The sequence below is a fragment of the Paenibacillus sinensis genome (genome assembly GCF_019904155.1).
GTDB classification, from domain to species: Bacteria; Bacillota; Bacilli; order Paenibacillales; family Paenibacillaceae; genus Paenibacillus_AQ; species Paenibacillus_AQ sinensis.
In genome coordinates this window covers 1-11,960 of record NZ_JAHCMB010000076.1, presented here as the reverse complement: position 1 = coordinate 11,960, position 11,960 = coordinate 1, and the positions used below count along the sequence as shown (strand labels likewise).

Sequence of the window (11,960 nt, the reverse complement as noted above, 5' to 3'; positions counted from 1 at the left end):
ATGTTCTATATTTAACGGGTATGAGGAAACCCGCGACAGTCAAGAGGATAGAAGGCTTTGACACGATTTGTTACCCGCAAGTTACCCGCAATCGGGTCGCGGTTAGTTGTTAATCGCCCATTCGAAATCATCGGCGATTTGATACTGGCGTTGCTTAGTGACGTGCAGATAGATCAGTTCCGTAACTTTGGAATTACTCTTATGCCCGATACGAGCCTGGATCTCAGGCAACCCAACACGGGGATTGCTGGCTAGCAGCGAGACATGTGTGTGACGGAGGCTGTGCGGTGTAAGGTTTGTTGCAAGGCCTGCCTTATCAAGCGCCTTTCGCATTATTTTTCCAATGCTCGTTATCGCGATAGGATAGCCTGGCAAAGTATGACACCAGAAAACAAAATTATCATTTGGATTAAAAATCTTCGCGGACTTCCGTTCTTCTTGTTGCCAGTCCATGAGCAACTGCAAGGCTTTAGCTACGGTTTCTCCAAAGCTGACAATCCGCTCGCTTTGTTCGTTCTTAGGAGCGGCGAACGAATAGGACATTACACTCGATCCATATATTTGTTTATTGACGTCAATCGTCCGCTTCTTGAAGTCAATATCCTCCCATTGGAGACCAGCCGCCTCGCTGATCCGCAAGCCTGTGTAAGCCAGTACCACGAAAAGGGCCCAAAGGTTTGTCGTTAGCATGAACCGGCACAACTGCAAAAAAGTTTTAAGCTCGTCCTTCTCAAGATACTTGGGAAGGACTTGTCTTTTTTCACCGGGTTGTCGTGCTTTTTTTTGTTCTTTCGGAATTGTGGCGCCGTCAGTAGAATCGGAGTTGATAAGCCCTGCTCTCTTGGCATGCTTAAACATTAAACTAGCAGCCGTGTGGACTGTCGTTATGCTGCTGCGGCTGAGACCTTTTTTCTTCAGGTCATACAGAAACTGCTGGTAGGCACTCGGCGTGACCTCAGACAACTGGAAAGCTCCGAAACGTGCGTTGATAACCTTAAGACCGTATTCTCGGCTTTTCAGTGTGTTTTTGGCTGGTTCCCTTTCAAGCGTGTATTCCTCGAGCCATACTCTGCTCCATGAGCTGACTGACAAACTCACGTCATAAGTTAACCCTTTTTGCAGTTTGCGAGCGCTCAGCAGGATGCCAAAATCAACCGCTTCCTGTAAGGTGTTAAAGCGCGGCGACTCAGTTTCCTTGTTTACTTTCTTCTCGACGCCGTCTTCCAGAACGGTTGCGGGGACATAATAGCGATACGTAAATTTCCCTTCTCGCTCTCTGATGTTCTTGGGAAACTTCTTTTCGGCTTTCTTCCTCGCCATCTTTTTCTCTCCCTTCATCAAACATATGTTCGGTTTTTAGGTGTATTTAAACAGCCTTTCAGCTGGAAAGCGCGAAGGTTATAAAAAAGTATGTAATTGTATTGGGATTCCGCATCTCAATAAAAATTGCGACTTCGTTTCATCTTGATAAGGTTGTAAAAGCCCGACCAGTAATGCCATTGCGAATCGGTTGGCTTCGCGTTCGATCTTATCGACCGAGAGTAAAGTGTTCCCCCGCAAAAATGGAGTGTTAACCCCACGGTGAAGAAAATGATGCCCCAATTCGTGTGCTACTGTAAACGGCCTAAAGAAATCTGGCAGGCTCGAATTCACATGTATGATGGGGATCCTTTTAATGCAACTGTAGTATCCCCACGTGTTCTTTCCTAAGTCCTCATATAGAACCCTTATGCTGTGTTCATCCGCTATTCTTGTTGGGTCATTGGTTCCATGGGCCTTGATTAATAAATCAACTATGTTGTTCCCCATGTGGTTTCCCCCAGAAATCAATTTCTATATTTTTTAGGAGTGAACTTTTTCTTTGCCATTTCCTTAGAAAGCCTCAGTGCATTCTCCAGAGATATTCGGAGAAGCTCCCGATCCTCTTCGTCCATGGGCTCACCCATGAAAGCTATAGAAGAATCACTATTAAGTTCGTTCATCATTCTTTCCAGGTCAATCGCGATGTCGCGTTCATCTTTGTCAGAGAGAGCGTAATAAGGCTTTTCTTCATTCTCACCATTTCCCTCTGATTCTCCCATTAAATATGCAAGTGTTACCCCGAAGTAATCAGCCACTTTCTGGAGCTTCTCACGCTTAGGCGTGTATTTTCCTTGCTTCCAACTCGTGAAGGTAGCGGTTGTAATTCCCGTATCTTTCGCCACCCGGTAAGCCGTGATACCGTGCTGGGCTAAGAGTTTTTCAAATATCTCGTACATAGTCTTCCTCCATAGTTTATTTCACTGAAAAAATAAGTCAGGAAAATAAGCTACTTGTTGTTGACTCGCTTAGAAAACTATGCTAGTATACAGACATAGCTTAGATAACTGAGCTAAAAACAACATTAGCTAATATTTCTTGTATAACTTAGTTGGCACTTTGATTATATAAGAAACCTTAGCTATAGGTCAATACTTTTTCTGGAAGGAGACGGATATCTTGTATGAAAAATTCCTCGCCCTGCTGGAGAAGTCGGAAAAAACTTCGTATCAGGTTGCTAAGGAAACCGGAATTTCTACCGCGACACTGACCAACTGGAAGCAGGGAAATTACAAACCGAAGGCCGACAAACTCAAGATTTTAGCTGATTATTTTGGTGTAACGGTCGATTACTTTCTGCAAGAAGAAACGGCGGTGGAGTAATGTCTGAGCTACTGCGACCGACCGTTGATGTGATCGACGCCGCTGATTATCTCAATGTTAGCAAATACACGGTAATCAATCGGATTAAAGCAGGTAAGCTGAAAGCCTACAAGCAGGGCAAGCACTGGAAGATAAAACGGGAATGGCTGCTGGAGTACGAGGAGAGCCTATTCCCGCAGAAAGGAGCCCCATCATGCGGCAAACCTGGGTCCTGAAAAACTCGGACAAGCCCGAAAGCCTAATCGTCCATTTTGAAAGCATCCTGCGCTCCATCCAAGCGGGTGCAACGATCAACGAAGTATGGAACGAAGGTGACGGGATCGCCTTGGAGCTTAACGAGAAGGAGGAACAACCTTGGTGAATTTTAATGAAAAGCTAGCAATGGACCACCTGGCCCTCGCCAAGTGGCATCTGGACCAAGTGATCGAAGCCGAACTGGCTGCACGTCGAGTCAAGCACCTGAGTAAGCTGGGAGCCGCACGGTACGAGATCGTCGAGACGCTGTCTTCTATATCAAAGGAGGATGCCGGCCATGCAAGCCAATTCCAGTATTCTGATGCCGGCTGAGGTGACCCTGCGTCGTCTCGAACTGCGGCGGCTCCGGTGGCTCCTCACAAACGGCCGGGCAGCGTGTAATCCGGATGTACTTCCGGCAGCTCTGGATTGGCTGGACGGCGAGATCGAGGCACTATCCCTTTAGAGAGAGGAGAACGCTTGTGATTATTGATGAAGGTAGTATGCGTGATGTCCAGATGGGGGCCGGCGACATAAATGTCGGCGCAGGCTGGATACCAATCAGAAAGCCGACAGCGGTAGTGCTGTTCATGCAGAAAGAGCCCGGCCCGATTGGGGAAGTAGTCGAATTTCCAGAACCAGGTGAGGAAGTGCCGGCTGAAATGAGTCCAGTTCGTCTGACGTTCACTGACGAGCGGTCTATTGATGTCGTAATCAGAAAGCTGGAGCAGGCTCGGAGATATCTGCGTGAGCGGCAGAGAGGGTTATGAAGCGTGACGGTCTGGGCATTATTCGCGGGTTACTGAACGCTTTTGGGCTGGAGCTGATCGCGGTGTCGGTGATCCTGATAGGCTGGTTGATGATGAGACCCTGAGAAGGAGGTGAAAACGAAGATGGATTACAGTGCTGAAGTTGCAAGGTTCATTTCAAAGGTTACCCAGGAGACAAACTCTGAAGATGATGTCGCTCAGTTCTTGTCGGCTATTTGTTCTGGCTTGGGTGGATTCCTGTACATTACCTTGAATCCGGAATGTCATGAAGCACTGGCCGATCAAGTAGCATCTGACATTAAACGGTCAGCGGTGAATGCCTCGAAAGATCCCGGCATGCAGTTAATGCAAATGATGAAGATGGCGAAAGCTGCTAAAGCATGAAAATGACCCGACGGGGATGGTTTAAGTGAAAAATCAGTATGAAATCAGAGGTGCGGTGACAGTTATCCTTGTCGACAGTCCTAAATACGGAATGAAGGAAGTGCTCATTGATACAGCTGATTTGCCTCTGGCAAAAGAGTTTCCTAATTCCTGGTGCGTAGGCTGGGACCCAACGAGCCGTGAATTTTATTGCCGAGGGAAAATTCAGCAACCAGACGGGAAGAGGATTACCATTTACCTTCATCGTTGGATTACTGTTTGTCCGGATGATATGCAGATCGATCATTTTGACAATAACCCTCTTAATAATAGGAGGAAGAATCTCAGAATACTTAACAATTCGGAGAATCAACAAAATCTAAGAGGTGCTCGACGCAACAGTAAGTCTGGCGTACTCGGGGTGTCATGGAGCCGAAGCGATAATAAGTGGATGGCCCGGATAGAAGTTAATGGAAAAAAATATTTTTGTGGGCTATTTGCTGATATTTCAGATGCATCAAAGGCCGTGAAAAAAGCAAGAGCAGAATTGATGCCTTATTCAAAAGAGGCTACTGCGTTAACAAAAAGAGCCTAAGGCTGCAACCTTAAGCTCAGGTCATCGCAAGACAAAATCTTATGATGAGGTCAGTTTAGCACTGACCAGGAGGAGAAATCAAGTATGGGATGCGATATCCATCTGCTTGTGGAGAAGAAGATCGACGGCAAATGGCAGGCCGTCAAGGGCGTGAACGAGCCGGAAATTGAGGAGTGCAAAGGATACATTGAAAAATGCAAGGAACGTGGCCAATCGGCGGCTTACTCGGAGCGCCGACTGGAAGAACTGCGGCAGGGGACATACGACTACCTCTATGAAGGCCGTCATTACTTGCTGTTTGAGGTGCTTGCTGGCGTTCGTGCTGGGCACGACCTGGTTCCGGTAGCTGTACCCAAGGGGCTGCCGGAAGATATTTCACCGGAAGCCAAGGAATCGACGGAAGGTTGGGGCGCAGACGGGCACAGCCATTCCTGGCTAACGGCGGGGGAGCTGAACGCCTATAACTGGGATCAGACCATCACCCGCGAAGGCTGGGTCGGGGTGGAGCAATTCAAGAGGTTTCTGGAAGTTGGAGAGCCTTATTCTTGGAGTCGTGGAGTTGGCGGTGGTATGGTTCAGCATATTACCAATCAAGAAATGAAGGAACGAATTCGTGATAACTACTGGTTTCCACTTGAGAACTCTAATTATTATTACACGCTAATCAACTGGAACAAGAATCTGCGGGATGCGCTCGGCACGTTCTGCTCCTGGTCTATACCCAAACTGGCTGAGCTGGCTGGTGACGATCCGGAGAGCGCACGTATTGTCTTTTGGTTCGATAACTGAGAGGAGGGACAGCAATATGAAAGCAACAGGAATTGTTCGCCAGCTCGATAACTTGGCCGGGTAGTCATCCCCATTGAGTTGCGCCGGACGCTGGGTATCGATGAAAAGGACGGGCTTGAAATCTTCGTGGATGGGCAGAGGATCATTCTTCAGAAATACGCGCCGGGGTGCATGTTCTGTGAGGAGACGGGCCCGGGGATGCAGCGCTTCTTCGATAAGCTTCTCTGCCCGGCATGCATCGCAAAGATCAAGCAGCTCCATGACAAAAATGTCCGTCGTTAAGCCATTCTTACCGTTAAAGGTGACGCTCCATTAATGCGTCTTGTTTCGACCTGCCCGAAATACAGCTGACACGTATCCCGTCGCGGTTGATTCGGACGCGAGGAAGCCGCGGCGTTGACATATACAATTCACTTTTAGGAGGAATCGCTCATGAGTCAGAGCGTTGAAATTAAACTGGAATCCCTGGCGGACGGCAGTATCTCCGAACGCTTTAAGCAGGAGCTGGCTAAAGTCCTGACGAACATCGCCGACCCGAATACAGCAGCCAAAGCAGTCCGGAAGGTCGCCATCACCTTGACGATCAAGCCGAACGATAACCGTGAAATGGCGGAGGTCTCCATCAGTGCGACCAGTACGCTGGCGCCGGCCAAGGAAGTTCTTACGACGATCATCATGGACCGGGACAACGAAGGCAAAGCCGTTGCAGCTGAACTCAAGTCGAGTCAGCGCGGGCAGACGTACATTGACAATGACGGCGACGTCGCTGACGATACCGGCGTCAAGATCACGGCCGACGGCGACAAGATTAAGCGGATTTACTAATTCATAAAACCATTCATAGGAGGAATCATTCATGTTCGATCGCGATGCTTTGGAGTTTATGGCCAAATCCGGCCAGACGGAAGTTCTTGAAATTAACGGCCAGCAATACGCTACCCATCAGCTTTATAAGGTGGCCGAGCCTACACCGGCACCGCTGACGGTTCGCTCCCTGTCCGGCTTGGTCGACTACCTGAAATCAGAGTTTGACCGGCAGGCACCGCTCCTGGTGCATGTGGTCAGCCCGACGCAGGTAAGCGTCTCTTCCTCTTATAACAACGACTTTGCTCGGAAACGGATTATTGAAGCAGAAGCGCTCCTGCCGGAGTATCGGTATGGCGCCTTCTACGAAACCGAGGATTTTATTATTAAGCTTCAATCCGGATTCACTCCGACCGAAGACCGATCCAAGCTGCTGAAGGTCGTCGGCAACATCAAGGAGGAGAACGTGCGGCAATTGGGCGACGACGGAGTCTCTCAGGCCGTGACGGCCAAAACAGGCGTTGCAACGGTTGAGGACGTGAAGGTACCGAATCCGGTTCTTTTGGCTCCATATCGTACCTTCATCGAAGTGGAGCAACCAGCTTCTCCATTCGTCTTCCGTATGAAAACGGGGCCGCTGGCTGCCTTGTTCGAAGCGGACGGAGGAGCCTGGAGAATTACCGCTATTGGCGCGGTTGCCTCCTACCTTTCGGAAGAGTTGTCGGAGCTGATCGAAGCCGAGAAGATCGTCGTTATCGCTTAACCATTCACCATACTGGGGCGGCCGTCGTGCCGTCCCATCACAAAGGAGGATGACCATTGATTAAAATCAATAAGCTGGAAATCGAAAACGTGAAGCGAGTCAAGGCTGTGAAGATCGAGCCAAGCAGCGCGGGCCTGACGGTCGTCGGCGGCCGGAATGGTCAAGGAAAGACCAGTGTGCTGGATGCTATCGCCTGGGGACTTGGCGGCAACAAACACCGCCCCAGCCAGGCTAAGCGTGAGGAATCTGTCACAGACCCTTATCTGCATATTGTCCTCTCTAATGGCCTTGTCGTGGAGCGGAAGGGGAAGAATTCGGACCTGAAGGTGATCGATCCGAATGGCCAGAAAGGCGGTCAGCAGCTCCTGGATAGCTTTGTCGAAGAACTGGCGATCGACCTTCCCAAGTTTCTGAACGCTTCGAACAAGGAAAAGGCAGCTATCCTGCTACGGATCATCGGCGTTGGCCAGCAGCTCCACGACCTGGAGGTCAAGGAGCAGGAGGTATATAATCGCCGTCATGCCATCGGCCAGATCGCTGATCAAAAGGCCAAGTTTGCCAAGGAGCAGGCCTATTTTCCGGACGCGCCGAAGGAGCCTGTTTCCGCCTCTGAGCTGATCCGCCAGCAACAGGAGATTCTGGCCCGCAACGGCGAGAACCAGCGGAAGCGGCAGCAGTTCACGCAGATCCAAGCCGCCTATGCCAGCCAGGGAAGGGAGATCGAGCGGCTGACAGCTCTGCTGACGGAGGCGCAGGCGAAATATGCTCAGCTCGGGGCCGATCTGGAGATCGCACAGAAGGATGCGCTGGATCTCCAAGACGAGTCCACGTCCGAGCTCGAGGCGAACATCCGGCAGATCGACGAGATTAACCGGAAGGTCCGTGCCAATTTGGACAAGGACAAGGCGGAGACGGATGCAGGGGATTATCGCCAGCAATACGAGGTGCTGACCACAGAGATCAACGCGGTACGCCAGCAGAAGACGGACCTGCTGGCGAACGCCAATCTGCCATTGCCGGGGTTGGGTGTGGAAAACGGCGAGCTGATCTACAACGGCCAGCGTTGGGACAACATGAGCGGCTCCGAGCAGCTCCGGGTTGCGACGGCCATCGTGCGGAGACTGAAACCTGAGTGCGGATTTATCCTGCTCGACAAGCTGGAGCAGATGGACATGCAGACGCTACAGGAGTTTGGCCAATGGCTGGAGCAGGAGGGTCTTCAGGCTATTGCGACCCGCGTCAGCACCGGCGAAGAGTGCTCCATCATCATCGAGGACGGTTATGTCTCCGGCCAGGAAGGCGTTACGATCCAACAGCCACCTGGCGAGATCGATCCAGGCGAAGGCTGGAATGCCCCAGCGGCGCAAACATGGAAGGCAGGTGAATTCTGATGTTTGAGGTCATCAGCGGTAAGGTTCAGAAGGCTAAAAAGGTCGTCATTTACGGCCCCGAAGGCATCGGGAAGTCTTCGCTGGCGGCGCAGTTCCCGAATCCAATCTTTATTGATACTGAAGGTTCTACTACTGAAATGGATGCCCAACGCCTGCCGAAGCCGACGAGCTGGGAAATGCTCAAACAACAAGTCGAATGGGTGAAGCGGCAGGGCAGTAGCCGATTCGGAACGCTTATCATCGACACAATTGATTGGGCTGAAATGCTCTGCGTGGATAGCATCTGCGCCGCTCACCAAAAGACCGGCGTGGAAGACTTCGGATACGGCAAAGGTTACATCTTCGTGGCCGAGGAGTTTGGCCGCTTCCTCAATCTGCTGAGCGACGTCATCGAGGCGGGCATTCATGTGGTGCTCGTTGCCCATTCGCAGATCGTCAAGTTCGAGCAGCCCGACGAAATGGGTGCCTATGACCGGTACCAGCTCAAGTTGGGCGCCAAGACCGGCAGCCGGACAGCGGCGCTGGTCAAGGAGTGGGCCGATATGGTGCTGTTCATCAATTACAAGACCTTCTCGGTGGCGGCCGATCAGAAGGGGACCAAACACAAGGCGCAGGGCGGGACGAGAACGGTGTACGCGACTCATCACCCTGCATGGGACGCGAAGAACCGGCAGGGGCTGCCGGACGAGTTCCCGCTGGATTACGATTATATCGCCCATATCTTTAGCGGATCGGCGCAGGCGGCCGCAGGACCGGTAGCTCCGCAACAGTCGGCACCAGCAACCACACCGCCAGCAAGCCCACCGCCGCAGACAAATGCCGCTCCGGCCGTGCAACAGCCGCCGCAGACCTCGTCAGCGGCGCTCTCTGGCCAGCCGGCGGAGCTGAATCCGAGCATCCCGCAGGCGCTACGCGACCTCATGGCGCAGCATCAGGTGACAGAGGCAGAAATCCAGATCGCGGTCAGCCAGAAGGGCTACTACACCTACGACACGCCGATTGCCAATTATGATCCTGGCTTCATCGACGGTGTGCTGGTGTCTGCTTGGCCGCAGGTATTCGGTATGATTCAGCAGGCCCGGGACAGCGTCCCGTTCTAAATACACTTCTAGGAGGACTTATTCATGAATCAACAAAACGAACGCGAGCTTGGCTGGGACGACACTATTCAGAAGGATGGCGGAGAATTTACGCTGCTGCCGGCTGGCGACTACAACTTCACTGTCACAAAATTTGAGCGTGGTCGGTTCGCAGGCTCCGATAAGATGCCAGCCTGCAATCAGGCCAAGCTGGAGCTGACGGTGCATTCGCCAGAGCATGGGGATGTGGTCATCTTCCATAATCTTTTTCTGCATACCAAGACGGAAGGTCTGTTGTCTAATTTTTTTGCCGGGATCGGGCAGAAACGGAAAGGTGAGCCGCTGCGCATGAACTGGAATGCCGTCATCGGCGCCCGCGGTCGGCTGAAGCTGGAAATCAATAAGTTTCGCGGCCGCGACGGAGAGGAAAAGACAAACAACCAGGTAAAGAGTTTCTACCCTGCAGACGAACTCCCAGCCGGACAACAGGCGCCGCAATACGGTCAGGCTCCGCAGTACAATCAGAATCCGCCGCAATATCAGCAAACTCCTTTCCCGACCACTCCGCCGCCTCAAGGGGGGAACTGGTCGAACGGACAGTTTTAGGTGGCCATCATGGAGTTGAGAGGCTACCAGCAGGAGGCGCGGGTATCGATTCAGGCGGAGTGGGAGCGGGGCGTCCGGCGGACGCTCCTGGTCCTTCCAACTGGTTGCGGTAAAACGATTGTATTCTCCAAGGTGACGGAAGACCGGGTAAAGCTGGGCGAGCGAGTGCTCGTCCTGGCCCATCGAAGCGAGTTGCTTGATCAGGCAGCCGATAAGCTGGCAAAGTCTACCGGGCTCGGCTGCGCGACCGAGAAGGCGGAGCAGACGTCCGTCGGCAGCTGGTACCGGGTTGTGGTCGGCAGCGTGCAGACGATGATGCGGGACAAGCGGCTGCAGCAGTTCGCGGCGGACCACTTTGATACGATCATCATTGACGAGGCGCACCATTGCTTGTCAGACAGTTACCAGCGGGTGCTGGACTATTTCAAAGAGGCTAACGTCCTGGGAGTTACGGCCACCCCAGACCGCGGGGATATGCGTAACCTGGGCAGCTACTTCGAATCCCTAGCCTATGAGTACACGCTGCCGAAGGCCATCAAAGAGGGATTCCTGAGCCCGATCAAGGCGATGACCATCCCGCTGAAGCTGGATTTGTCCACAGTTGGTCAACAGGCTGGGGACTTTAAATCAAGCGATCTCGGCACCGCGCTGGACCCGTATCTGGAATCCATCGCGGCAGAGATGTGGCGGGTGGCGCAGGATCGGAAAATCGTCGTGTTCTTGCCGCTGGTTAAGACGTCCCAAAAATTTACTTCTATACTAAACTCCGTCGGCTTCCGGGCGGCAGAGGTCAATGGGGAATCACAGGACCGAGCGGAAGTGCTGGCTGACTACGACGCCGGGCGGTACAACGTCCTGTGCAATTCGATGCTGCTGACAGAGGGCTGGGATTGCCCCAGCGTCGATTGCATCGTCGTGCTGCGTCCGACGAAGGTCCGTTCTCTCTACAGCCAGATGGTCGGGCGCGGAACCCGGCTGCATCCAGGCAAGGAAGATCTGCTATTGCTGGATTTTCTGTGGCACACGGAGCGTCATGAGCTTTGTCACCCGGCGCACCTCATCGCCGAGAATGAGGAGATCGCGCAGGCCATGACCAAGCAAATCGAGGAAGCCGGTATGCCGCTGGATCTGGAAGCTGCTGAGAAGCAGGCAACGGAAGATGTGGTCGCAGCCCGGGAAGAAGCGCTCGCGAAGCAGCTCGAGGAGATGAAGCGCCGGAAGCGCGCGCTGGTTGATCCGCTGCAATTCGAAATGTCGATTCAGGCAGAGGACCTGTCCGGTTATGTGCCAGCGTTTGGCTGGGAGCAGGCGCCGCCAAGCGAGGCACAGGTCGCTAAGCTTGAGAAGCTCGGCATCCTGCCGGATCAGATAGACAATGCTGGCAAGGCGTCGCTGCTGCTGGATCGTCTGGATAAACGACGGACAGAGGGACTGACGACGCCGAAGCAGATCCGCTTCCTGGAGCAGCGCGGATTCGAGCACGTCGGAACATGGTCGTTTGAAACGGCCAAGCGGCTGATTGACCGCATCGCCGGCAACGGCTGGCGGGTACCGGCAGGGATTAATCCAAAGGAATACAGAGGGGAGTGAAGAGGATGCGGGATATTAAATTTCGGGCATGGGATCGGAAGGCGAAAGCCATGTTCCCGATTCATAAACTTGAATGGCACAAAATTAGCAATGATCTGACTTATCTGTATGGAGTGGATATTCACGACCCGGATTCAGACCATCAAGGAGATGTGTCATACGGCGGTTATGCCGCAAAGATGACAGGGCAGCCGCTTCAGCCTAAGTTTGAGATAATGCAATACACCGGCCTTAAAGACCTGAACGGACGGGAGATATACGAGGGGGATATAATCGAATCTGAAGAGATAGGTT

18 protein-coding genes and 1 pseudogene are annotated in these 11,960 nt (G+C 52.4%); 16 read left to right on the top strand and 3 right to left on the bottom strand.

Annotation, left to right across the window (positions count from 1 at the left end; genetic code table 11):
• Nucleotides 1-102: 102 nt before the first annotated feature.
• From KIH86_RS09470 to KIH86_RS09460, 3 genes are all read right to left on the bottom strand, one after another.
• A complete protein-coding gene (locus tag KIH86_RS09470; RefSeq protein ID WP_223080823.1) occupies nt 103-1,320 on the bottom strand; it encodes a tyrosine-type recombinase/integrase in 1,218 nt (405 codons plus the stop codon).
• A 78-nt stretch (nt 1,321-1,398) separates the two neighbouring features.
• Nucleotides 1,399-1,809, bottom strand: a complete 411-nt coding sequence (locus tag KIH86_RS09465) for an ImmA/IrrE family metallo-endopeptidase (RefSeq protein WP_223080824.1) — start codon at nt 1,807-1,809, stop codon at nt 1,399-1,401.
• Between the two features lie 17 nt (nt 1,810-1,826).
• Nucleotides 1,827-2,258, bottom strand: a complete 432-nt coding sequence (locus tag KIH86_RS09460) for a helix-turn-helix domain-containing protein (protein ID WP_223080825.1) — start codon at nt 2,256-2,258, stop codon at nt 1,827-1,829.
• Nucleotides 2,259-2,478: 220 nt separating this feature from the next.
• Between KIH86_RS09460 and KIH86_RS09455 the strand changes: the two genes are divergently transcribed.
• From KIH86_RS09455 to KIH86_RS09380, 16 genes and pseudogenes are all read left to right on the top strand, one after another.
• A complete protein-coding gene (locus KIH86_RS09455) occupies nt 2,479-2,682 on the top strand; it encodes a helix-turn-helix domain-containing protein (RefSeq protein WP_223080826.1) in 204 nt (67 codons plus the stop codon).
• On the top strand, nt 2,682-2,897 hold the full coding sequence (locus tag KIH86_RS09450) for a helix-turn-helix domain-containing protein (RefSeq protein WP_223080827.1): 216 nt from the start codon (nt 2,682-2,684) through the stop codon (nt 2,895-2,897). Before KIH86_RS09455 ends, KIH86_RS09450 begins: the two co-directional genes overlap by 1 nt.
• On the top strand, nt 2,876-3,043 hold the full coding sequence (locus KIH86_RS09445) for a hypothetical protein (protein ID WP_223080828.1): 168 nt from the start codon (nt 2,876-2,878) through the stop codon (nt 3,041-3,043). The genes KIH86_RS09450 and KIH86_RS09445 overlap by 22 nt, the downstream gene beginning before the upstream one ends.
• A complete protein-coding gene (locus tag KIH86_RS09440) occupies nt 3,037-3,249 on the top strand; it encodes a hypothetical protein (protein WP_223080829.1) in 213 nt (70 codons plus the stop codon). The genes KIH86_RS09445 and KIH86_RS09440 overlap by 7 nt, the downstream gene beginning before the upstream one ends.
• Nucleotides 3,250-3,398: 149 nt before the next feature.
• Nucleotides 3,399-3,686, top strand: a complete 288-nt coding sequence (locus KIH86_RS09435) for a hypothetical protein (protein WP_223080830.1) — start codon at nt 3,399-3,401, stop codon at nt 3,684-3,686.
• A 123-nt stretch (nt 3,687-3,809) separates the two neighbouring features.
• Nucleotides 3,810-4,070, top strand: coding sequence for a hypothetical protein (locus tag KIH86_RS09430; protein WP_223080831.1), 261 nt, complete (start codon nt 3,810-3,812; stop codon nt 4,068-4,070).
• 25 nt (nt 4,071-4,095) lie between these two features.
• Entirely contained in the window at nt 4,096-4,644 is a 549-nt protein-coding gene (locus KIH86_RS09425; protein ID WP_223080832.1) for an HNH endonuclease, read from the top strand.
• Nucleotides 4,645-4,728: 84 nt separating this feature from the next.
• The gene (locus tag KIH86_RS09420) at nt 4,729-5,433 is read left to right on the top strand and encodes a hypothetical protein (protein WP_223080833.1); all 705 of its coding nucleotides are present in this window, start codon (nt 4,729-4,731) and stop codon (nt 5,431-5,433) included.
• 16 nt (nt 5,434-5,449) lie between these two features.
• Nucleotides 5,450-5,715 (top strand): annotated as a pseudogene (locus KIH86_RS09415) (AbrB/MazE/SpoVT family DNA-binding domain-containing protein).
• Between the two features lie 150 nt (nt 5,716-5,865).
• Entirely contained in the window at nt 5,866-6,258 is a 393-nt protein-coding gene (locus tag KIH86_RS09410) for a replication terminator protein (protein ID WP_223080834.1), read from the top strand.
• Between the two features lie 31 nt (nt 6,259-6,289).
• Nucleotides 6,290-7,000: a hypothetical protein gene (locus tag KIH86_RS09405; RefSeq protein ID WP_223080835.1), complete on the top strand. Its 711-nt coding sequence runs from the start codon at nt 6,290-6,292 to the stop codon at nt 6,998-7,000.
• A gap of 56 nt (nt 7,001-7,056) precedes the next feature.
• Nucleotides 7,057-8,391 (top strand): AAA family ATPase, encoded by a 1,335-nt coding sequence (locus tag KIH86_RS09400; protein ID WP_223080836.1) that lies wholly within the window; start codon nt 7,057-7,059, stop codon nt 8,389-8,391.
• A complete protein-coding gene (locus tag KIH86_RS09395) occupies nt 8,391-9,491 on the top strand; it encodes an ATP-binding protein (RefSeq protein WP_223080837.1) in 1,101 nt (366 codons plus the stop codon). The genes KIH86_RS09400 and KIH86_RS09395 overlap by 1 nt, the downstream gene beginning before the upstream one ends.
• Before the next feature lie 24 nt (nt 9,492-9,515).
• Complete coding sequence (locus tag KIH86_RS09390) at nt 9,516-10,076, top strand: hypothetical protein (protein ID WP_223080838.1); 561 nt, start codon at nt 9,516-9,518, stop codon at nt 10,074-10,076.
• 9 nt (nt 10,077-10,085) lie between these two features.
• Nucleotides 10,086-11,666 (top strand): DEAD/DEAH box helicase, encoded by a 1,581-nt coding sequence (locus tag KIH86_RS09385; RefSeq protein ID WP_223080839.1) that lies wholly within the window; start codon nt 10,086-10,088, stop codon nt 11,664-11,666.
• A gap of 5 nt (nt 11,667-11,671) precedes the next feature.
• On the top strand, nt 11,672-11,960 hold a 289-nt coding region (locus KIH86_RS09380; protein WP_223110414.1), incomplete at its 3' end, for a YopX family protein.